Below are 21,742 nucleotides of genomic sequence, written 5' to 3'. Positions count from 1 at the left end.
GCCCGCGCCGCCGGCCGCCGCGCCGTCGCAGGTGCAGGGAGCCGCCCCGATCGCGCCGCCCGCGGGGGCGACCACCCCGGCGTCGACGATGGCCGAGCTGCTCCCCGAGGACCGTTACCTCAACCGTGAGCTGTCCTGGCTCGACTTCAACGCCCGGGTGCTGGCCCTGGCCGAGGACTCCAGCCAGCCGCTGCTGGAGCGCGCGAAGTTCCTCGCGATCTTCGCCTCCAACCTCGACGAGTTCTACATGGTCCGGGTCGCGGGTCTGAAGCGCCGCGACGAGACCGGCCTGTCCGTGCGCAGCGCCGACGGCCTGACCCCCCGCCAGCAGCTGGCCCGGATCACCGAGCGGAGCCGCGCGCTGTCGCGGGCGCACGCCGAGGTGTTCATGGACGAGCTGCTCCCCGAGCTCGACGCGGCCGGCGTCCACCTGCGCAGCTGGGAGGACCTGACCGACGCCGAGCGCCTGCGGCTGTCGGACTACTTCACCGAGACGGTGTTCCCGGTGCTCACCCCGCTCGCGGTGGACCCGGCGCACCCGTTCCCCTACATCTCCGGGCTGTCGCTCAACCTCGCGGTGACCGTCCGCGACCCCGAGGGCCGGACCGAGCGGTTCGCCCGGGTCAAGGTACCGAACAACGTGCCGCGGCTGGTGTCGGTCGACCCGCCGGACACCGACACCCGCGCCGGGAACCGGCAGTGCACGTTCCTGCCGATCGAGGACCTGATCTCCGCGCACCTCGGGGACCTGTTCAACGGCATGGAGGTCACCGAGGTCCACCCGTTCCGCGTCACCCGCAACGCCGACCTCGAGGTCGAGGAGGACCGCGACGAGGACCTCCTGCAGGCCCTGGAGCGCGAGCTGGCCCGGCGCCGGTTCGGTCCGCCGGTCCGCCTCGAGGTGCTCGACACGATGTCCGAGCACGTGCTGGAGCTGCTGCTGCGCGAGCTCGACGTCGACCCGAACGACGTCGTCACCGTCCCCGGGCTGCTCGACCTCACCGGCCTGTGGCAGGTGCACGGGGTCAACCGCCCCGACCTGAAGGACGAGCCGTTCCGCCCCGCCACGCACCCCGCGTTCGCGGAGCGGGAGACCCCGCGCAGCGTGTTCGCGACCCTGCGCGAGGGCGACGTGCTGGTGCACCACCCCTACGACTCGTTCTCGACGTCGGTGCAGCGCTTCATCGAGCAGGCCGCGGCCGACCCGAACGTGCTCGCGATCAAGCAGACCCTCTACCGCACCTCCGGCGACTCCCCGATCGTCAACGCCCTGATCGACGCCGCCGAGGCGGGCAAGCAGGTCGTCGCCCTGGTCGAGATCAAGGCCCGGTTCGACGAGCAGGCCAACATCCGCTGGGCACGCGAGCTGGAGAAGGCCGGCGTGCACGTCGTCTACGGCCTGGTGGGGCTCAAGACGCACTGCAAGACCTGCCTGGTCGTCCGCCAGGAGGGGTCGGAGATCCGCCGCTACTGCCACATCGGCACCGGCAACTACAACCCGAAGACCGCGCGGCTCTACGAGGACGTCGGCGTGCTCACCGCCGACCCGACCATCGGCGCGGACCTCACCGACCTGTTCAACTCCCTCACCGGCTACTCGCGGCAGACCTCCTACCGGAGCCTGCTCGTCGCGCCGTACGGGATCCGCCGCGGCATCGTCCGCCGCATCGACGACGAGATCGAGGCGCACCTGTCCGGCGAGTCCGGCGCGCGGGTGCAGATCAAGGCGAACTCACTGGTCGACGAGGCCATCATCGACGCCTGCTACCGGGCGTCGCAGGCGGGCGTGCCGGTCGACATCGTGGTGCGCGGCATCTGCGCGATCGTCCCCGGCCGACCCGGGCTGAGCGAGAACATCACCGTCCGGTCGATCCTCGGGCCGTTCCTGGAGCACTCCCGGGTGCTGCACTTCGGCTCGGCCGACGAGTACTGGATCGGCTCGGCGGACATGATGCACCGCAACCTGGACCGCCGGGTCGAGGTCATGCTGCGGGTCGCCGACCCGAAGCTGGCCGACCAGCTCGGCGCGATGTTCGACTCCTGCCTGGACCCGGCGACGCGCTGCTGGACGCTCGGGCCGGACGGGACCTGGTCGCCGTCGCCCGCGCCGGGCTCGGAGAACATCCGGGTCCGCGACCACCAGGTCGAGATGATGAACTCCCGCCGCGGCAGCAGCGAGGACTGATGCTGTCCGCACAGCTCCGGACCGACGGCGCCGAGGTCGACCCGGCGGGGATCGCCGACGTCGTCGCGGCCGGGACGGTGCCGTGGCGCCGCGCGGACGACGGCACCGTCGAGGTGGCCCTGGTCCACCGCCCCCGCTACGACGACTGGTCCTGGCCCAAGGGACACCAGGACCCGGGCGAGGCGCTGACCCTGACCGCGCTGCGCGAGACCGCCGAGGAGGCACACCTGGGGTGCCGCCTCGGCGCCCGGCTCGGCCACACCGCGTACGCCGTGCCCGGCAAGGGCCACAAGGTCGTGCACTACTGGGCCGCCGAGGCCGTCCGCGACCACGGCTTCTCCGTCACCGACGAGACCGACGACCTGCGCTGGCTGCCCCGCGACGAGGCCGCCGCGCTCCTCACCCGCCCGACCGACGCCGACCTGCTGGACCGGCTCGGCCGGGTGGGGCCGCCGTCGTCGACGGTGGTGCTCGTGCGGCACGCCAAGGCGGGGAGCCGGACCGCCTGGGAGGGCGACGACGACCTGCGCCCCCTGTCCGGTACCGGGTTCACCCAGGCCGACCGGCTCGCGGACTTCCTCGACCGCTTCGGCCCGGACCGGCTCGCGACCGCCCCGCCGTTGCGCTGCGGCCAGACGATCGAGCCGTACGCCCACGCGTCCGGCGCGGGCGAACCAGACGTGGAGCCGCTGCTCGGCGAGCACGGCTACTGGGTCTCCCCCGTCGACGGCCTGGCCCGCTTCCGCACCCTCGCGGCGCAGCCCGGCGTGACGCTGCTGTGCAGCCAGGGCGGGGTCATCCCGGACGTCGTCGGGCACCTGCTCGCCGCCGCGGGCCGGTCCCCCGACCCCGACCTGCCCTCGCACAAGGCCAGCACCTGGGTCCTGGGCTTCGGCGACGACGGCGCCCTGCTGTCGGCCGACTACTACCGCCGCCCGCCCTCCTGACCCGCCTCGCCGCTCAGCGCCTCCCTTCCCCGCTCCCTGCCGCGCCCACCGACCCGCCCGCGCCGCACCTCGGACGCCGTCCGCACACCACTCCGCGGGCCTGTCGTTCCGTGTACTCGTCGCTTTCGCGCGCAGCCACTCCCCGCGCCCCGCACCCGCCGTCCCCGGCCCCGGCCCCGGCCCCGGCCCCGGCCCCGGTCCGATCGTCGATCAGTACCTGAGAGCTGTTCGGCCCCGGGTCGGCAGCACTGGTGCACTGATCGACCGGAGCCGTGGCGGTGTGCCCTCCTCTGCGGCGGCGTGTGCGACTGCGAACGGACGCACCGGTTCGGGCCCGCCAGGCACGGACCGGGGTGCAGGGTGCGCGGGTGGAGGAGCCGTTCCGGGGGTCGGAGGCCGTCGCGCGCGGGATCGTCACGCCGGCGCGGCTGCGCGGGCCACGGTTCGTGCGTCTGTTCCCCGACGTGTACGTGTCCGCCGCGGCCCCCGTGACGCCGGTGCTCCGGGCCCGGGCGGCATCGGTCTACGCCGGACCCCGGGGCGCGGCATCGGCCTACTCGGCGGCCGAGATCCTGCGCGCGTCCTGCGGGCCGTGGACGGCGCCCGCCGAGCTCGTCGCGCCACGGCGGATCCGGCCCCGCCCGGACCTGCTCGCCCACCAGGGCGTCCCGCTCGAACCCGGTCTCTGCGACGGCGTCCGGGTCACCTCACCCCGCGCCACGGCGTGGGAGCTGTGCCGGCGGCTCGAGCTCGTCGACGCCGTCGTCGCCCTCGACGCACTCGCCGCCCGGAGACGGGATCGGCCGGTGTTCGTACCGGTACAGGGCACACCGGCACCCGAGCAGCGGAGACTGTCCAGGATGACGGCGCCGTGCCCCGGCTTCGACCCCGCCGACCTCCTGGTCCTGCGGTCGCTGTACCCCCACGTGCGGGGCTCGGCCCGGCTGGACCGGGTCGTCGCACTCGCCGACCCCCGGGCGGAGTCCCCACCCGAGACCCGGCTACGGCTGTTGCTCGTGCTCTCCGGGCTCCCGGTCCCGCAGGTCCAGTTCCCGTTGTACGACGCCCGCGGCCACCCCTGGGCGCGTTTCGACCTCGCCTACCCCGACGCCCTGCTCGCGATCGAGTACGACGGCGCCCACCACGACGACCCGCTCGACCGCATCCGCGACACCCGCACCGCGGCGCTGGGATGGCAGACCCTCCGGATTACCGCCGACGGCCTCACCCGCAACGCCCGCCGCACCGTCGGGACGGTCCGCGCCCTGCTCGCCCAACGGACCCACCTCACCTCGCCCTGACCCGCACCGGCGCGGCGTCCCGGGCCCCACTCGACGCCGCCCCCCGCTCTCGTCCACGTCCCCCCGTCGATCAGTACGTGAGCGTCGCTGCGTTCCGGTCGGACAGCAGTCACGTACTGATCGACGTGCGAGGGGCTCGGACGGCGCGGCGCGCCCCTGGGGAGGCAGCCCAGAGCGGGCAGTCCAGCGAGGCGCGGCCCTACGCCCGCCGCGCTCGGCGGGCCGCACCGAGCCAGGGTGCACACCGGGACGAGGACCGTCGATCAGTACCTGAGCGCTGTCCACCTCCGCTCGAACAGCAGTCATGTACTGATCGACGCACTCGTGGACGGCGATGGGCGGCGAGCACAGGACGGCGTAGCAGGGAGGGAGAGGGGGCGCGGGGCGGCACGGGCGCGGGGAGGCGCGGCACCGCGGGGCAGGGCAGGCCACGGCGGCGCGGTGGCGCGGCTACTTCTCCGCAGCGGCCTTCCGTCGGGCCGGCTTCTTCGCCGAGGCGGCCCCCTTCTTCGGGGCAGCCGCCTTCTTCGCCGGAGCGGCCGCGGCGGCCGGAGCGGCCGCGGTGTCCGGCGGGATCGTCGTGCGGGTCGCGGTGCTGCGACCGGTGCCCGTCGCGGCTCGCTCGGTACGGCGGGGGGCGCTGGTCGCGTTCGCGGCGGCGGCCTCGCTGGCGGCCACCCGCTCCTTGAAGGCGGCGCCGGGCCGGAACGACGGCACCACGGTCTCCCCGACGGGCACCGTCTCCCCGGTCCGCGGATTGCGGGCGGTGCGCGGGGCGCGTCGTCGCGGCTCGAACACCCCGAACCCGGTCAGGGTGACGGTCTCACCGCGGCCGACGGCGTCCACGATCACCTCGACCATCGCGTCGACGGCCGACGTGGCGGCACGACGGTCTCCGAGCCGGGCGGTCAGCGCATCGACGAGCTGAGCCTTGTTCATGGTCACGAAAGGTAAGGCTGCGCCCCTGCCGCGCACCAGATCCCGACGCGAGTCCAGGTCGCATACCGTCCATCAGTACAGGTCCGAACGGGTGATCACCACGACATCTGTCGGAGCATGGTGACCACCCGTGTTCGGGTCAGGCCAGAGTGCGTGGCATCCGGGCGGGCCGGGTGCCCTCGAACGCGGTGATGTCGGCCTCGTGCCGCAGGGTGAGTCCGATGTCGTCGAGACCCTCCCGCAGCCGCCACCGGGCGTAGTCGTCGATCTCGAACGGCACGGTCAGGTCGCCGGCCTGCACGGTCTTCTCACCCAGGTCCACGGTGATCTCCGTGCCGGGCTCGGTCTCGAGCTTCTTCCAGATCAGCTCGACGTCGGGCTGGGCGACCTCGGCGGCCACCAACCCCGCCTTCGCCGAGTTGCCACGGAAGATGTCGGCGAACCGCGACGAGATGACGACCCGGAAGCCGTAGTCCATCAACGCCCAGACCGCGTGCTCACGCGAGGAGCCGGTGCCGAAGTCCGGACCCGCGACGAGCACCGACCCCCGGTCGAAGGGCTCGTTGTTGAGCACGAAGGACGGGTCGTCGCGCCAGGCGGAGAACAGGCCGTCCTCGAAGCCGGTGCGGGTGACCCGCTTGAGGTAGACGGCCGGGATGATCTGGTCGGTGTCCACGTTGGACCAGCGCAGCGGCACGCCGATCCCGGTGTGGGTGTCGAACTTCTCCATCAGTCCAGGTCCTCCGGGCTGCTCAGCGTGCCGCGCACGGCGGTCGCGGCGGCGACCAGCGGCGACACCAGGTGGGTACGGCCGCCCTTGCCCTGCCGCCCCTCGAAGTTGCGGTTCGAGGTGGACGCGCAGCGCTCACCGGGCGCGAGCTGGTCGGGGTTCATCCCCAGGCACATCGAACAGCCCGCGGAGCGCCACTCGGCGCCCGCGGAGGTGAAGACCTTGTCCAGGCCCTCGTCCTCGGCCTGGAAGCGCACCCGCATCGACCCCGGAACGACGAGCATCCGCACGCCCTTCGCGACCGAGCGCCCGTCGAGCACCTCCGCGACCGAGCGCAGGTCCTCGATCCGGCCGTTGGTGCAGGAGCCGACGAACACCGCGTCGACGGGCACCTCCCGCAGCGGGGTCCCACCGGTGAGGCCCATGTAGGACAGCGCCTTCTCCACGGCGGCGCGCTCGCCGTCGTCGGAGATGGCGGCCGGGTCGGGCACGGACCCGCCCAGCGGCAGACCCTGACCGGGGTTGGTGCCCCAGGTGACGAACGGGGTGAGCTCGTCGGCGTCGATCCGCACGACCCGGTCGAACTCGGCGCCGTCGTCGGTGCGCAGGGACCGCCAGTCGGCGACGGCGGCGTCCCAGTCGTCGCCGGCCGGGGCGTGGTCGCGGCCCTTGAGGTAGGCGAAGGTCGTCTCGTCCGGGGCGATCATGCCCGCACGGGCACCGGCCTCGATCGACATGTTGCAGATCGTCATCCGGGCCTCCATCGAGAGGTTCTCGATGACGTTGCCCCGGTACTCCAGCACGTGGCCCTGCCCGCCGCCGGTCCCGATCCGCGCGATCACGGCGAGGATGACGTCCTTGGAGGTGACGCCCGGGCGCAGCGTGCCGTCGGCGCTGGTCACCTCGATCGCCATCGTCCGGAACGGCTTGAGCGGCAGCGTCTGGGTGGCGAGCACGTGCTCGACCTCGGAGGTGCCGATGCCGAACGCCATCGCGCCGAACGCGCCGTGGGTGGAGGTGTGGGAGTCCCCGCAGACCACCGTGGTGCCCGGCTGGGTCAGCCCCAGCTGCGGTCCGACCACGTGCACGATCCCCTGCTCGGGGTCGTTCATCGGGTGCAGGCGGACGCCGAACTCCTCGCAGTTGCGACGTAGGGTCTCCACCTGGGTCCGCGAGACCTCGTCCGCGATCGGGGCGAGGACGTCGAGGGTCGGGACGTTGTGGTCCTCGGTGGCGATGGTGAGGTCCGGACGGCGCACCGGACGGCCCGCGAGCCGGAGCCCGTCGAACGCCTGCGGGCTCGTGACCTCGTGCACCAGGTGCAGGTCGATGTAGAGCAGGTCGGGCTCGTCGCCCTCGCCCTTGCGGACGAGGTGCCGGTCCCAGACCTTCTCGGCCAGCGTGCGCGGCTTCTCTGCGGTGGTCACGCCCGCCTCCTCTGTGATCTGATCGCGGTGGACTTCCCAGATCGTGGGAAGTTAGTATCGGAACGTGGGACAGTCTAGCGGGATCGGCGTGCTCGACAAGGCCGTGGGGGTTCTCCGGGCGACGGCGGAGGGGCCGTGCGGCCTGGCGGAGCTCTGTGAGCGCACCGGCCTGCCCCGGGCCACGGCCCACCGGCTCGCCGTCGGGCTCGAGGCGCACGGGATGCTGCTGCGCACACCGGACGGGCGCTGGCATCCGGGCCCGACCCTCGGCCAGCTCGCGGGCGGGCGGCCGGACCCGCTGCTCGACGCCGCGGCCGCCGTCCTGCCCCGGCTGCGTGACATCACCGGCGAGAGCGTCCAGCTCTACCGGCGCGACGGGATCCACCGGATCTGCATCGCGCACGCCGAGCCGCCGTCCGGCCTGCGGGACACCGTGCCCGTCGGGTCCCGGCTGCCGATGACCGCGGGCTCCGGGGCGAAGGTGCTCGCCGCCTGGTGCGACCCGGCCACGCAGCGCCTCGTCCTCGCCGACGCGAGCTTCTCCGAGCGCGTGCTCGTCGACGTCCGCCGCCGCGGCTGGGCACAGAGCGTCGCCGAACGTGAGGCCGGGGTGGCGTCGGTGTCGGCCCCGGTGCGCGACGCGGCGGGCCAGGTCGTCGCCGCCGTCTCGGTGTCCGGACCGGTGGACCGGATCGGGCGCCGTCCCGGGGTCCGCTGGGCCGCCGACCTGCTCGCCGCGGCGGACGCGTTGCAGCACCGGCTCACCTGATCGGCTCCTGCCTGCCGTACCGACGCGACTGAGGTGACGGTTCCGGGCTCCACTACCGTGTGGAGGTCCGGCACCGGGCCGGACCCTTCGGACATGGTCGGCACACCGGGGAGACGATGGGTTACCTGCTGGGCATCGACGTCGGCACCACCCGCACCGCGGCTGCGGTCATCGGCTCCGGCACCGTCGAGATGGTCACCCTCGGTGACCACTCGGTCGACATCCCGTCCGTGGTCTACGTGGCGCCCGACGGCGGTCTGCTGTTCGGCGAGGCCGCCGAGCGCCGCGCGCTGACCGAGCCGGACCGCGTCGCCCGCGAGTTCAAGCGGCGCATCGGCGACCCCACGCCGATCCCGCTGGGCGAGCGGTCCTTCGCCCCCGAGCAGCTGTCCGCGCTGCTGGCCGAGCACGTCGTCGACGTCGTCGCGCGCACCGAGGGCGGCGCGCCCGAGCGCATCGCGGTGACCCACCCGGCGTCCTGGGGCACGCACAAGTGCGACCTGTTCGCCGCGGCCCTCGCCGAGCGCGGCCTGACCGTCACCTTCCTCACCGAGCCGCAGGCCGCCGCGCTGCACTACGCGACGAGCGAGCGGGTCGAGCCCGGCGCGACCGTCGCCGTCTACGACCTGGGCGGCGGGACCTTCGACGCCGCCGTCGTGCGCAAGGAGGCCGCGGGCGGCGGGTTCACGCTGCTCGGCAGGCCCGAGGGCGTCGAGCAGCTCGGTGGCGCCGACTTCGACCAGGCCGTCGTCGACCACGTGCGCGACGCCGTCCCGGCCGCCTTCGAGGGGCTCGACGACACCGACCCGAACGTCCTGTCCGCGATGGCCCGGCTGCGCCGCGACTGCCGCGAGGCCAAGGAGGGCCTGTCAGCGGACACCGAGGTCTCGATCCCGGTGTGGCTCGGCGAGGTCCGCACGACGGTGCGCCTGCACCGCAGCGACTTCGAGGAGCGCATCCGGCCCCGGCTGGAGGAGTCGGTCGAGGCGCTGCAGCGGGCGATCGCCTCGGCCGGGCTGGCCGCGTCCGGGCCGTCGGTGGTACTGCTCGTGGGCGGGTCCTCGCGGGTCCCGCTGGTCGCCGAGCTCGTCTCCACCGGGCTCGGGCGTCCCGTACAGGTCGACGCGGACCCGAAGAACACCATCGCGAAGGGCGCCGTCGTCGCGCTCGGGCCGGCCGACCCGGTTCCCGGCACCGGCTCGGGCGGGTTCGGCGCGGTGGCGGCGAGCGGCGGTCCCGCGCTCGCCCCCGACCCCGGCCCGCTGCCCTGGGAGAACCCGGACCCGGTCACCGATCGGATGCCGACCGGCGGCACGACCCAGCTCGACGGCGACCGCACCGCCTACCTCGAGGGCGCCCGCGCCGACCCGCCCACCGACCGCATCCCTGTCGTGCCGCCGATGGGCTACGACCAGACCGCCGTGCACGGCTACGGCGGGTACGGCGGCTACGACGACGGGGAGACCACCGTCGCCCCCGGGCCCGCACCCGTCCGCCGCTCCCCCGCGCTGCTCATCGGCGCCGGCGGGGTCGTCGCGGCGCTGGCCGTGCTCGGCACGGTGTTCTTCTGGCCGCAGGACCGCACGATCAGCAATGCGACCCCCGAGCTGCCGGCGATCCCGACGACGACCCAGGCCCCGCCCCCGACGACCGTCGAGCAGGAGCCGGTGCGCGAGCCGGAACGGACCCGGGACCGGCCGACCGAGGTCGCCCCGACGACGACCGACGCCCCGGCCCCCGCTCCGCCACCGGTGGTGACCACGACGCCGCGGCCGCCGGATCCGTCGACACCGCCGCCGGACCCGGAGCCGTCGACCAGCCCGTCTTCTCCATCGACTGCTCCGTCGACGCCCTCGAACGAGAACAATCGACCGGCCCCCTGAACCGACCGTGGGCGCGTTCCGTGCCCGACGGTCTCCCGGGAGACGGCCCCGCCCCGCCCATGCTCAGCCCCACTCTGAGCCCTCGGATCCCGGGCCCGGAGTCGATCGGCCTCCGCTCGTCGGCAGCGCTGCCCGACTCCGGTGCCCGAGGTGCATTCCGGTAGCGCTCTGCCCAGCTAGTGAGGCCCTGGGAGCACCGGGGATGTTGTGCACCGTGCAGAGAACGACCCCGGACACGACGAAGGCCCCGCTCCGTGGAGCGGGGCCTTCGTGGAGTAGTCCCGACGGGATTTGAACCCGCGCTACCGCCTTGAGAGGGCGGCGTCCTAGGCCGCTAGACGACGGGACCAGGACATTCGGCTCGATCTCGATTGCGGACCCCCTGCGCGGGAGTCCGTGGTAGTCCCGACGGGATTTGAACCCGCGCTACCGCCTTGAGAGGGCGGCGTCCTAGGCCGCTAGACGACGGGACCTTGGACGAGACCGTGCCGATTGTCAGAAATCATCATTCCGAGGAAGTCGTGATTTCCGCTGGGGTACCAGGACTCGAACCTAGACTAACTGAACCAGAATCAGTCGTGCTGCCAATTACACCATACCCCATCGAAAAGCGGGCCCCGTTCCGGAGCGAGGCCCGCTCTCCGTTGATGTAGGTACTCTAACCCATGCCCTGGGAGCGTCTGACACCGGCCCCCAGGCGGGCGAGCGACCGCTCGCGGCCCAGTAGCTCCATGCTCTCGTAGAGTGGCGGGGACACCGTGCGGCCGCTGATGGCGACGCGGACAGGCGCGAACGCCTTCCGCGGCTTGAGCTCCAGACCGTCCACGAGCGAGGTCTTGAGCGACTCCTCGATCGCGGCGGCCGACCACTCCGGCAGGTCCGTGAGCCCGGCGACGGCGGCCTCCAGCACCGGGGCCGCGTCGGCGCCCAAATTCTTCGCGGCGGCGTCGTCGTCGGGGGTGAAGGTGTCCTCGTCGCGGAAGAGGAAGGCCAGCATCCGGGCCGCGTCGGACAACACCTGGCTGCGCTCCTGCACCAGCGGCGCGGCGGCGGCGAGCACCGAGCGGTCGGGGTCGGTGATCCCCTCGGCGGCGAGATGGGGCACGACGCGCTCGGCGAAGTCGTCGGGGGCGAGCAGGCGCAGGTGTGCGGCGTTGATCGCCTCGGCCTTCTTCAGGTCGAAGCGGGCGGCGTTGCTCGACACCCGGGAGACGTCGAAGGCGGCGACCATCTCGTCGAGGGAGAACACGTCGCGGTCCTCGGCGATCGACCAGCCGAGCAGCGCGAGGTAGTTGAGCAGTCCCTCCGGCACGAATCCGCGTTCACGGTAGTGGAACAGGTTCGACTGCGGGTCCCGCTTGGACAGCTTGCGGTTGCCCTCACCGGTGACCAGCGGGAGGTGGGCGTAGGTGAAGGGGCCGTGGCCGATGCCGACCCGGGCCAGCGCCTCCAGCAGCGCGATCTGCCGCGGTGTGGACGCCAGCAGGTCCTCCCCGCGCAGGACGTGCGTGATCTTCATCAGCGCGTCGTCGACCGGGTTGGTCAGCGGGTAGAGCGGGGTGCCGTCGCCGCGGGCCAGCACGAAGTCGGGCACCTGCCCGGCCCGGAACGTGATCTCGCCGCGGACGAGGTCGGTGAAGGTGATGTCGTGGTCGGGCATGCGCAGCCGGTAGACCGGGGCACGACCCTCGGCCCGGAACGCGGCGCGCTGGTCCTCGGTGAGGTCGCGGTCGGCGTTGTCGTAGCCGAGCTTGGGGTCGCGGCCCGCGGCGCGGTGCCGGGCCTCGATCTCCTCGGCGCTGGAGAACGACTCGTAGACCTCGCCGGCGTCGATCAGCCGGCGCAGGGCGTCGGCGTAGACCTCGCCGCGTTCGCTCTGCCGGTACGGCCCGTGCGGGCCGCCCTTCTCGACGCCCTCGTCCCAGTCGAGGCCGAGCCACTCCAGCGCGTCGAGCAGGGCCCGGTAGGACTCGTCGGAGTCGCGGGAGGCGTCGGTGTCCTCGATCCGGAACACCAGGGCCCCGCCGTGGTGGCGGGCGTGGGCCCAGTTGAACAGGGCGGTGCGGATGAGGCCGACGTGCGGGGTACCGGTGGGCGACGGGGAGAACCGCACCCGGACCTGGGCTGGAGTACTCATGGTCGGTCCAGCGTATCGACCCCGTACGGAGGGGTGGTGCACGCGGGCGCCGGATGGACCATGGTGGACGGCAGTCGCGACGCACCGGAGCGTCGCGGGACGAGGCGAGGAGGAACCCCGTGTTCCAGCTGACCGCTCTGTACAACCACCCCGAGGACGCCGCCGCGTTCGACCGGCACTACGACACCGTGCACGCCCCGCTGGCGAAGAAGATCCCCGGCGTGCAGCGGTTCACCGTCTCCCGGCCCGCGCCGGGACCGGACGGGGCGCAGCCGCCGTACCACCTCGTGGCGGTGCTGGAGTTCCCCGACGCGGCGGCGTTCCAGTCCGGGATGGGCGGCACCGAGGGACAGGCCGCCGTGGCCGACCTCGACAACTTCGCCGGCGCCGGGGTGACCCTGCTGACCGGTCCGTCGAACCAGGTCTGACCCGCCCGCACACGACGACGGGGTGGCCCCGGAGATCCGGTGCCACCCCGTCGGCGTGTGCGTGGGTCAGTTGGTGGCGACCTCGCGGCTCGACACGAGCGCGGCGAGCCGGTCCCCGATCGACGAGGTGTTGCCCGTCGCCGCGTGGTCCCGGGTGGCCAGGTCGAACGCGACCGCGGCCTCGATGCGCCGGGCCGAGTCGCGATGGCCCATGTGGTCGAGCAGCAACGCGACCGACAACACGGCGGCGGTCGGGTCGGCGATGCCCTGGCCCGCGATGTCCGGGGCGGAGCCGTGCACCGGCTCGAACATCGAGGGGTTGGTACGGCTGGCGTCGATGTTGCCGCTGGCCGCCAGGCCGATGCCGCCGGTGACCGCCGCCGCGAGGTCGGTGAGGATGTCGCCGAACAGGTTGTCGGTGACGATCACGTCGTACCGGCCCGGGTCGGTGACCAGGTGGATCGTGGTCGAGTCGACGTGCTGGTAGGCCACCGAGACCTCGGGGTACTCCAACGACACCTCCTCGACGATCCGCGACCACAGCGCACCGGCGAAGGCCAGGACGTTGGTCTTGTGGACCAGCGTCAGGTGCTTCTTCGGCCGCCGCTGGGCGCGGGCGAACGCGTCGCGCACGACGCGGTCGATGCCGAAGGCGGTGTTCTGGCTGACCTCGGTCGCGATCTCGTGCGGGGTGTCCTTGCGGAGCAGGCCGCCGGTGCCGACGTACGGACCCTCGGTCCCCTCGCGCACGACCACCAGGTCGATCTCCGGGTTGCCTGCCAGCGGGCCGCGCACCCCCGGGTAGAGCCGCGCGGGGCGCAGGTTCACGTGGTGGTCCAGCTCGAAGCGCAGACGCAGGAGCAGGCCGCGCTCGAGGATGCCGCTGGGCACCGACGGGTCGCCGACCGCGCCCAGCAGGATCGCGTCGTGCTGCTTGATCTCGGTCAGCACCGTCTCCGGGAGCAGCTCGCCCGTGGAGTGCCAGCGGGCGGCACCGAGGTCGTACTCGGTCGTCTCCACGTCGCGGGCGACCTCGCCCAGGACCTTGAGTGCCTCGTTGATCACTTCCGGGCCGATGCCGTCACCGGGGATGACCGCAAGGCGCATGACCTCGTCCTCTCGTCGTACTGCTGGCCGCACGCTACCGCCTGCCGACGCAGGGTCATCGTTCGGCCACCCGGTGGGGTGGTCCCGTCCGGGTGACGCGTGCGCCGCACGCGGTCGGAGTACCCGCGACACGCGGCCGTTCCGGGGACTCCGGCCCGTTCCGAGGGGTGGGACGGCCGCCGCGGCCGCCACCCGTCCGGGTGGTGGTGGGGAAGAAGCGCGACGACGGCGTCGTTGCCCCGGGCGTGCCCACGCCCGACCGCCCGCTGCGTCGACTCGGCTTCCTCACCATCGGTTCGTTCGACGGCGACGACCCCCGCCCCGGACACGAGACGACCCTGGAGATGATCGCCCTCGGCGAGCGTCTGGGCTTCGACTCGGCCTTCGTCCGGCACCGTCACCTGCAGTTCGGCATCTCCTCGCCGGTCGCGGTGCTCGCCGCCGCGACCCAGCGGACCACGCGGATCGAGCTCGGGACGGCCGTGGTCCCGCTGGGCTGGGAGAACCCGCTGCGCCTCGCCGAGGACCTCGCGACGGTCGACGTGCTCTCCGGCGGCCGGCTGAACCCGGGCGTCTCGGTCGGGCCGCCGATGCAGTGGGAGCACGTGCGGGACGCGCTCTACCCGGACACCGCCGACGTCGAGGACTTCGGCCGCGAGCGGGTGTCGCGGCTGCTGCGCCTGGTGCGCGGGGAGCGGGCGAGCACCTTCTCCGGGACGGTCGGGATCGAGTCGTTCTCCGAACGGGTGCAGCCGCACTCCCCCGGTCTGGCCGGGCGCATGTGGTACGGCGCGGGCAGCGACTCCTCCGCCGTCTGGGCCGCGGGGCAGGGGCTGAACCTGCTGACGAGCAACGTGGTGCGCTCCGGCGGGGAGACCGACTTCGCCGCGATCCAGTCCCGGCAGATCCGGGCCTACCGCGAGGCGAACCCCGCCGGGCGCGTGTCGCAGGGGCTGGTCGTCGTGCCGACCGACTCGGCGACGCCCGATCAACGCCGGCGCTACGCCGCCTACGCCCGCGAGCGCGACGCCCGGGTCGGCGTCCCGCAGGGCCCGGCCGGGCTGCTGTTCGCCCGCGACCTGGTCGGCAGCTCCGCCGAGATCGCCGAACGGCTGTGGGCCGACGCCGGGTTCCGCGAGGTCGACGAGGCGGTGTTCGCGTTGCCGTTCGGCTTCCCGCACGACGACTACGTCCAGATCGTCACCGACATCGCCGGGGCGCTCGGACCCGCGCTGGGCTGGGCGCCGCGCGGCTGACCCGGCCGCCGCGGCACTGTCGCGCCGGGCTCAGTGCCCGGCGCGGGGCAGCGCCCGGCGGGCCCGCACCCGGCCCGGGGCCTCGATCATCGCGACGAGCGCGGCGAGGACCACGAGCATGCCGGGGCCGATCGTCATCGTCGCCGACGGCGGCCCGGTCACGATCGCCATCACCGACACGACGTAGGGCACGGTCAGCGACAGCCCGGTGACGAAGCCGACACCGAGCAGCACCAGGCACCCCACGCCGACCGTCGTGCCCGCCAGCACCAGTGCCCGCAGCCAGCTCACCGGATCCCCCTCCGCTCGTGGCGAGCAGACACGATCCCACGACCGACCGGGTCCGCGCAGCCGTTTCCCGCAGTGCGGGACCGGGCCCGGTCGCTCAGTCGTCGAAGGAGATGAGCCGGATCGTCCGGGCGCCGACCGAGGCACCGATCGGCTCCAGCACCGCCGGGTCGATCTGGCGGTCCACCCGCAGCAGCATGACGGCGTCGGTGCCGTCGGTGGTCTGCGAGATCTGGGCGGCCTCGATGTTGACCGCGGCCTCCCCCAGCAGCGACCCGACCCGGCCCATCACGCCGGGCCGGTCGGCGTACTCCAGCAGGACGACGTCGCCCTCGGCACGCAGGTCGAAGTGCCGTCCGTTGATCTCGACGAGCTTCTCGACCTCGGCGCGGCCGGTCAGGGTGCCGGACACGGTGACCTTCTCCCCGTCGGGCATGGCGCCGCGCAGCTGCACCACGCTGCGGTGGTTGGCGCTCTCCGGGCTGGTGGTGATCTCCACGGCGACGCCGCGCTCCTCGGCGAGCTGCGGCACGTTCACGAACGTCACCTGGTCCTCGACGACGTGGGTGAACACCCCGCGCAGCGCAGCCAGGCCGAGGACCTGGACGTCCTCGGTGGCCAGCTCGCCCGCGACGTCGACGGTGACCGAGGTCGGGGTGCGCCCGGCGACGGCGTGCAGGGTGGTGCCGAGCTTCTGCACCAGCGGCAGCCAGGGCCGGACCTCCTCGCCGACGGCGCCGTGGATCTGCACGTTGACCGCGTCCGGCACGAACTCCCCGGCCAGGGCCAGCTGCACCGAGCGGGCCACGTCGGTCCCGGCCCGGTCCTGCGCCTCGGCGGTGGAGGCGCCCAGGTGCGGGGTGACGACGACGTTCTCCAGCTCGAACAGCGGGCTCGACGTGGTCGGCTCGGTGACGTAGACGTCGATCCCGGCGCCGCCGACGTGCCCGGAGCGGACCGCCTCGGCCAGGGCGTCCTCGTCGATCAGGCCGCCGCGGGCGGCGTTGACGACGAGCACTCCCGGCTTGGTCAGCGCGAGCTGGTCCTTGCCGATCAGGCCGAGGGTCTCCGGGGTCTTCGGCAGGTGCACAGTGATCATGTCCGCGGTGCGGAGCAGGTCGTCGAGGCCCATCAGCTCGATGCCGAGCTGTGCGGCGCGCGACGGCGCGATGTAGGGGTCGTAGGCGACCAGCGTCATGCCGAACGCGGCGAGGCGCTGCGCGACGAGCTGCCCGATCTTGCCGAGCCCGACGATGCCGACGGTCTTGCCGCTGAGCTCGACGCCGCCGAAGGACGAGCGCTTCCACGCCCCGGAGCGCAGCGCGGCGTCCGCCGGCGGGATGTGGCGCGCGGTCGCGAGCAGCAGCGCGATGGCGTGCTCGGCGGCGGAGACGATGTTCGAGGTCGGGGCGTTGACGACCATCACCCCGCGCGCGGTGGCGGCGGGGACGTCGACGTTGTCCAGGCCGACCCCGGCGCGTGCGACGACCTTGAGGCGGCCTGCCGCGGCCAGCACCTCGGCGTCGACCCGGGTGGCGGACCGGACCAGCAGCGCGTCGGCGTCGGCGAGCGCCGCCAGCAGGGCGGGGCGGTCGGTGCCGTCGACGTGGCGGATCTCGACGCCGTCCCCGAGCAGCTCGACGGCGGAGGGCGCGAGCGTCTCCGCGAGCAGGACGACGGGACGGTGGTCGGTGGCTGCGGTGCTCACGGTGTGCGAGTGCTCCCCGAGGTCGGTGCGCGAACGTCGACCATCCTAGGACCGTGGGGGCCTTCGTGGACCCGGACGGGCGGACGGGTCGTTGCGCGGCACAGCCACCGGACGCGCGAAACCCCCGCCCGGTGTCGCCGGTACGGGGGTTCCACGTCGCCTGGTCCGGATGGGTGCGTCCGGGCCCGGGCATCCGCGGGCCGTCTGGGGCCCGCGCGATTCATCCTGCCGGACGCATCCGGCAGTCGATCACTTGGCCTTCTCGCCGACCCAGCTCATCAGGCCGCGGAGCTTCTCGCCGACCTGCTCGATCGGGTGCTCGGCGCCCTGCTGCCGCAGCTTGGTGTAGTTGCCGCGGCCGGCCTCGTCCTCGGCCACCCACTCGCGGGCGAAGGTGCCGTCCTGGATCTCGCCCAGGATCTTCTGCATCTCGGCCTTGACCGCGGGCGTGATGACGCGCGGGCCGCGGGTGAGGTCGCCGTACTCGGCGGTGTCGGAGATGGAGAAGCGCTCGTTGGCGATGCCGCCCTCGTACATGAGGTCGACGATCAGCTTGAGCTCGTGCAGGCACTCGAAGTAGGCGATCTCCGGGGCGTAGCCCGCCTCGGTCAGCACCTCGAAGCCGGTCTGGACCAGCGCGGCGGCACCGCCGCAGAGGACGGCCTGCTCACCGAACAGGTCGGTCTCGGTCTCCTCCTTGAAGGTGGTCTCGATGACGCCCGCGCGGGCGCCGCCGATCCCGGCCGCGTAGGAGAGCGCGAGCGCCTTGGCGTTGCCCGAGGCGTCCTGCTCGACGGCGATCAGGGCGGGGACGCCCTTCCCGTCGACGAACTGGCGGCGGACCAGGTGGCCCGGGCCCTTCGGCGCGACCATGGCCACGTCGACGTTCGCCGGGGGCTTGATCAGCTCGTAGCGGATGTTGAAGCCGTGGCCGAAGAACAGCGCGTCGCCGTCCTTGAGGTTCGGCTCGATGTCCTGGGTGTAGATGAAGCGCTGCTTGGTGTCGGGCGCCAGGACCATGATCACGTCGGCCCAGGCGGAGACCTCGGCCGGCGTGCCGACCTCGAGGCCCTCGTCGGCGGCCTTCTGCCGGGACTTGGAGCCCTCGGGCAGACCGATCTTCACCTCGACCCCGGAGTCACGCAGGGACAGCGAGTGCGCGTGCCCCTGGGAGCCGTAGCCGATCACGGCGACCTTGCGGCCCTGGATGATCGACAGGTCGGCGTCGGCGTCGTAGTAGATGTTGACACTCATGGCTCTGGGACGGTTCCTCTCGGAGGTTGTGTAGCGACGACTGTCTAGCGGACGGCCGCGGCGGTGATGGACCGGGGGCCGCGGCCGACGGCCACCATCCCGGACTTCACCATCTCGCGGATCCCGTAGGGCTCCAGCATGCGCAGGAGCGCGTTGAGCTTGTCGGACGACCCGGTGGCCTCGACCGTGACCGCCTCCGGGGAGACGTCGACGACCTTGGCGCGGAACAGCTGCACGGTCTCGACGACCTGGCTGCGCACCGTGGCGTCGGCCCGGACCTTGACCAGCAACAGCTCGCGCTGCACCGAGGCGTCCGGCTCCAGCTCGACGATCTTGATGACGTGCACCAGCTTGTTGAGCTGCTTGGTGACCTGCTCCATCGGGAGCTCGTCCACCTCGACGACGATCGTCATCCGGGAGACGTCGGGGTGCTCGGTGGGGCCGACCGCGAGCGAGTTGATGTTGAACCCGCGCCGCGAGAACAACCCGGAGACCCGGGCCAGGACACCCGGCTTGTCCTCGACCAGGACCGAGAGGGTGTGGAGCTCGCTCACTTCTCGACCTCCAGGGCCTGCTCGGTGACGTCGGCGACCGCATCGACCGACGCGGCCAGCTCGTCGTGCTCGAACTCCGGCCGGATGTCGCGCCGGACGTTGATCTCGTCGTTGCTCGTGCCCGCGGCGACCATCGGCCACACCTGGGCGTCGGCACCGACGACGAACTCCACGACGACCGGCCGGTCGTTGATCTCCATGGCCTGGTGGATGACCCGGTCGACGTCCTCCTTGGACTCGACCCGCAGTCCCTCGCAGCCCATCGCCTGCGCGAGCATCGGGAAGTCCGGGATGCGCAGCTTGTGGGTGTTGAGGTCGGTGTTGGAGTACCGCTCGCCGTAGAACAGGTTCTGCCACTGGCGGACCATGCCGAGGTTGCCGTTGTTGATGACGGCGACCTTGATCGGGATACCCTCGATCGCGCAGGTGGCGAGTTCCTGGTTGGTCATCTGGAAGCAGCCGTCGCCGTCGATGCACCAGACGACGGCATCCGGCTCGCCGACCTTGGCGCCCATCGCGGCCGGGACCGCGTAGCCCATGGTCCCGAGCCCGCCGGAGTTCAGCCAGGTCCGCGGCTTCTCGTACTTGACGAACTGCGCGGCCCACATCTGGTGCTGGCCGACGCCCGCGGTGTAGATCGCGTCCGGCCCTGCGATCGCGCCGATCCGCTCGATCACGTACTGCGGCGAGAGCGCCCCGTCGGTCGGCTCGTCGTAGCCGAGCGGGTAGCGGTCGCGCAGGCCGCCGACCTGCTTCCACCAGGACGACAGGTCCGGCTCACCGTGCTCGGCGCGGTCCGCACGGACGGCCTCGACCAGGTCGGCCAGGACCTCCTTGCAGTCCCCGACGATCGGCACGTCGGCGCGCCGGTTCTTGGAGATCTCGGCCGGGTCGATGTCGGCGTGGATGATCTTCGCCCCGGGGGCGAAGCTCTCCAGCTTGCCGGTGACCCGGTCGTCGAACCGGGAGCCGAGTGCGACGAGCAGGTCGGACCGCTGCATCGCCGCGACCGCGGCGACGGTGCCGTGCATTCCGGGCATGCCCAGGTGCAGCGGGTGGCTGTCGGGGAACACACCGCGCGCCATCAGGGTGGTGACGACGGGCGCCCCGGTCAGCTCGGCCAGCTCCCTGAGCTCCTCGGCGGCCTCGGCCTTGAGGACACCGCCGCCGACGTAGAGCACCGGCTTGGCCGACTCGCGGATGAGCCGGGCGGCCTCGCGGATCTGCTTGCCGTGCGGCCGGGTCGTCGGCCGGTAGCCGGGCAGCTGCAGCTCCGGGGGCCAGGAGAACGTGGTCTGCTCCTGCAGCACGTCCTTCGGGATGTCCACCAGGACCGGGCCGGGCCGGCCGGTGGACGCCAGGTGGAAGGCCTCGGCGATCGCGCGCGGGATCTCCGTCGCGTCGGTCACCAGCATGTTGTGCTTGGTCACCGGCATGGTGATGCCGGTGATGTCGGCCTCCTGGAAGGCGTCGGTGCCGATCAGCGGCCGGGTCTGCTGACCCGTGATGGCCACCAGCGGCACCGAGTCCATGTGGGCGTCCGCGATCGGGGTGACCAGGTTCGTGGCCCCCGGCCCGGACGTCGCCATGCAGACCCCGACCCTGCCGGTGGCCTGCGCGTAGCCGGTCGCCGCGTGTCCGGCGCCCTGCTCGTGGCGGACGAGGATGTGGCGCACCTTCGTCGAGTCCAGGAGCGGGTCGTAGGCGGGCAGGATCGTCCCGCCGGGCAGCCCGAAGACGACCTCGCAGCCGATCTCCTCGAGCGAACGCACCAGGGACTGGGCGCCGGTCATGGGCTCGTCCACGATGCGCGGACCGGGCACGGTGGTCTCACCGGGTGCCGGGGCCGCGCTGCGGGACGTGCCGGAGGCCGCGGACCGGCCGGGCGGCGGGCCCGGCTTCGGGCCGGACGAGCCGGGCTTGGCGGGGACGGTGGTCATCTGGGTCTGCCTCGCTGGAGATCGTGTCGATCAGATGCCGGACATGGGCTGAGCTCGGAGCTGGACATGAAAAAACCCCCGCCGCCCGGTACTCCGGGCGCTGCGAGGGTGAGCGCGTCGTCGTTCGAGAAGGTCGAACTCAGGCGACGACGCGCCCAAGAAGTACGAGAATTCGAACGGCGAACATGCATCGACGCTAGCACGCGTCCCACGGACGGAGTCAAACGACCCCACCCGTCCGGGCCGTGGGGTCACGGTCCGGATTTGTCACACTGGGGTCGTGAGCAGCACCGACGACCGCGCCGTCCCCGCCGACCCCACCTCTGCCGATCCGCAGTCGGCCCCGGGGGCGTCCCAGCAGGTGGACGGCGAGCTGGCGTGGACCCCCCGGGTCCGCGACGAGGGCCGCAAGCTCCGCGTGGGCTCGCGCGCGCTGGTGTTCAAGCCCAGCCGGCTGACCATCTTCGCCATCCTGGTCGCGGTCGTCGGGTCGACGCCGCTGGTGTTCAGCCTGCCGTGGTTCTGGGTCGTGCTGGTGGCCCCGGTCGCGGCGATCGCCTGGATCCTGCGGGTCCGCACCACCGTGGACCCGGACACGCTGACCGTCCGCGGCGCGTTCTCCTCCCGCACCGTGGACTGGGACGACGTGCGCGGTCTGCGGATCGGCTCGCGCTCGCGGGTCAGCGCGGTGCTGGGCGAGGACGACGACCTCGTCCTGCCCGCGGTGCACGCGCGCGACCTGCCCGCGCTCTCGGTCGCCAGCGGCGGCCGGTTCGCCGACCCGGCCGCGGTGACCGACCCGGAGGACCCGGCCGAGGGTCACTGACGCCCGTCGCGGGGCGTACGGTTGCGGGCGATCGGCCCGCCGGCCGGCGGGACGCGACCCGCC

Annotated in this window: 18 protein-coding genes and 3 tRNA genes; 8 read left to right on the top strand and 13 right to left on the bottom strand. The window is 73.0% G+C overall.

Translation table 11 applies throughout. The features are described from left to right. Window positions 1–31 precede the first annotated feature (31 nt). The 3 genes from GTW08_RS29625 to GTW08_RS29615 all read left to right on the top strand — a co-directional run bounded on the left by GTW08_RS29625 (window position 32) and on the right by GTW08_RS29615 (window position 4,433). Entirely contained in the window at window positions 32–2,185 is a 2,154-nt protein-coding gene (locus GTW08_RS29625; RefSeq protein ID WP_346009993.1) for an RNA degradosome polyphosphate kinase, read from the top strand. After that, the gene (locus GTW08_RS29620) at window positions 2,185–3,132 is read left to right on the top strand and encodes an NUDIX hydrolase (protein ID WP_161152842.1); all 948 of its coding nucleotides are present in this window, start codon (window positions 2,185–2,187) and stop codon (window positions 3,130–3,132) included. Before GTW08_RS29625 ends, GTW08_RS29620 begins: the two co-directional genes overlap by 1 nt. Window positions 3,133–3,500: 368 nt before the next feature. Next, the gene (locus GTW08_RS29615) at window positions 3,501–4,433 is read left to right on the top strand and encodes a hypothetical protein (protein ID WP_161152841.1); all 933 of its coding nucleotides are present in this window, start codon (window positions 3,501–3,503) and stop codon (window positions 4,431–4,433) included. A gap of 450 nt (window positions 4,434–4,883) precedes the next feature. On the opposite strand, the gene GTW08_RS29610 is transcribed toward GTW08_RS29615, so the two are convergent. The 3 genes from GTW08_RS29610 to leuC all read right to left on the bottom strand — a co-directional run bounded on the left by GTW08_RS29610 (window position 4,884) and on the right by leuC (window position 7,529). Then, window positions 4,884–5,372: an HU family DNA-binding protein gene (locus GTW08_RS29610; RefSeq protein WP_073578422.1), complete on the bottom strand. Its 489-nt coding sequence runs from the start codon at window positions 5,370–5,372 to the stop codon at window positions 4,884–4,886. A 139-nt stretch (window positions 5,373–5,511) separates the two neighbouring features. After that, window positions 5,512–6,102 carry a 3-isopropylmalate dehydratase small subunit gene (gene leuD, locus GTW08_RS29605; RefSeq protein WP_100878533.1) on the bottom strand — a complete coding sequence of 197 codons (591 nt, stop codon included), beginning with the start codon at window positions 6,100–6,102 and terminating at the stop codon, window positions 5,512–5,514. Then, complete coding sequence (gene leuC, locus GTW08_RS29600; RefSeq protein WP_161152840.1) at window positions 6,102–7,529, bottom strand: 3-isopropylmalate dehydratase large subunit; 1,428 nt, start codon at window positions 7,527–7,529, stop codon at window positions 6,102–6,104. Before leuC ends, leuD begins: the two co-directional genes overlap by 1 nt. A 64-nt stretch (window positions 7,530–7,593) precedes the next feature. On the opposite strand from leuC, the gene GTW08_RS29595 reads away from it, so the two are divergent. Then, on the top strand, window positions 7,594–8,298 hold the full coding sequence (locus tag GTW08_RS29595) for an IclR family transcriptional regulator (protein ID WP_062397135.1): 705 nt from the start codon (window positions 7,594–7,596) through the stop codon (window positions 8,296–8,298). Window positions 8,299–8,414: 116 nt separating this feature from the next. Next, entirely contained in the window at window positions 8,415–10,181 is a 1,767-nt protein-coding gene (locus GTW08_RS29590) for an Hsp70 family protein (protein ID WP_073578575.1), read from the top strand. Between the two features lie 276 nt (window positions 10,182–10,457). On the opposite strand, the gene GTW08_RS29585 is transcribed toward GTW08_RS29590, so the two are convergent. From GTW08_RS29585 to gltX, 4 genes are all read right to left on the bottom strand, one after another. Next, window positions 10,458–10,530: transfer RNA gene (locus GTW08_RS29585), tRNA-Glu, on the bottom strand. Between the two features lie 48 nt (window positions 10,531–10,578). Continuing rightward, window positions 10,579–10,654 (bottom strand) — tRNA-Glu (locus tag GTW08_RS29580). Window positions 10,655–10,712: 58 nt separating this feature from the next. Beyond that, window positions 10,713–10,784: transfer RNA gene (locus GTW08_RS29575), tRNA-Gln, on the bottom strand. A gap of 55 nt (window positions 10,785–10,839) precedes the next feature. Beyond that, the gene (gene gltX / locus GTW08_RS29570) at window positions 10,840–12,318 is read right to left on the bottom strand and encodes a glutamate--tRNA ligase (protein ID WP_161152839.1); all 1,479 of its coding nucleotides are present in this window, start codon (window positions 12,316–12,318) and stop codon (window positions 10,840–10,842) included. 119 nt (window positions 12,319–12,437) lie between these two features. Between gltX and GTW08_RS29565 the strand changes: the two genes are divergently transcribed. Continuing rightward, window positions 12,438–12,746: an EthD family reductase gene (locus GTW08_RS29565; RefSeq protein WP_073578426.1), complete on the top strand. Its 309-nt coding sequence runs from the start codon at window positions 12,438–12,440 to the stop codon at window positions 12,744–12,746. A gap of 66 nt (window positions 12,747–12,812) precedes the next feature. Here the strand turns inward: GTW08_RS29565 and GTW08_RS29560 are convergent, their stop codons facing one another. Next, a complete protein-coding gene (locus GTW08_RS29560) occupies window positions 12,813–13,853 on the bottom strand; it encodes a 3-isopropylmalate dehydrogenase (RefSeq protein ID WP_073578427.1) in 1,041 nt (346 codons plus the stop codon). Between the two features lie 245 nt (window positions 13,854–14,098). Here GTW08_RS29560 and GTW08_RS29555 point away from each other — a divergent pair, with 245 nt between their 5' ends. After that, window positions 14,099–15,109 (top strand): LLM class flavin-dependent oxidoreductase, encoded by a 1,011-nt coding sequence (locus tag GTW08_RS29555; protein ID WP_161152838.1) that lies wholly within the window; start codon window positions 14,099–14,101, stop codon window positions 15,107–15,109. A 30-nt stretch (window positions 15,110–15,139) separates the two neighbouring features. On the opposite strand, the gene GTW08_RS29550 is transcribed toward GTW08_RS29555, so the two are convergent. From GTW08_RS29550 to GTW08_RS29530, 5 genes are all read right to left on the bottom strand, one after another. Next, complete coding sequence (locus tag GTW08_RS29550; RefSeq protein ID WP_062397151.1) at window positions 15,140–15,400, bottom strand: hypothetical protein; 261 nt, start codon at window positions 15,398–15,400, stop codon at window positions 15,140–15,142. Between the two features lie 94 nt (window positions 15,401–15,494). Further along, window positions 15,495–17,105, bottom strand: a complete 1,611-nt coding sequence (gene serA, locus GTW08_RS29545) for a phosphoglycerate dehydrogenase (protein WP_161152837.1) — start codon at window positions 17,103–17,105, stop codon at window positions 15,495–15,497. 249 nt (window positions 17,106–17,354) lie between these two features. Continuing rightward, complete coding sequence (ilvC, locus tag GTW08_RS29540; RefSeq protein WP_161152836.1) at window positions 17,355–18,359, bottom strand: ketol-acid reductoisomerase; 1,005 nt, start codon at window positions 18,357–18,359, stop codon at window positions 17,355–17,357. Window positions 18,360–18,403: 44 nt separating this feature from the next. After that, the gene (gene ilvN, locus GTW08_RS29535) at window positions 18,404–18,913 is read right to left on the bottom strand and encodes an acetolactate synthase small subunit (protein WP_073578430.1); all 510 of its coding nucleotides are present in this window, start codon (window positions 18,911–18,913) and stop codon (window positions 18,404–18,406) included. Then, on the bottom strand, window positions 18,910–20,853 hold the full coding sequence (locus tag GTW08_RS29530) for an acetolactate synthase large subunit (protein WP_073578431.1): 1,944 nt from the start codon (window positions 20,851–20,853) through the stop codon (window positions 18,910–18,912). Before GTW08_RS29530 ends, ilvN begins: the two co-directional genes overlap by 4 nt. A 280-nt stretch (window positions 20,854–21,133) precedes the next feature. Here GTW08_RS29530 and GTW08_RS33140 point away from each other — a divergent pair, with 280 nt between their 5' ends. Continuing rightward, entirely contained in the window at window positions 21,134–21,679 is a 546-nt protein-coding gene (locus GTW08_RS33140) for a PH domain-containing protein (RefSeq protein WP_073578432.1), read from the top strand. The last annotated feature ends 63 nt before the right edge of the window (window positions 21,680–21,742 follow it).

This window comes from Pseudonocardia sp. SID8383 (genome assembly GCF_009864975.1).
GTDB lineage: Bacteria > Actinomycetota > Actinomycetes > Mycobacteriales > Pseudonocardiaceae > Pseudonocardia > Pseudonocardia alni.
Note: the sequence above shows the minus strand (reverse complement) of the source record. Positions and strands in the feature narration are given on the sequence as shown.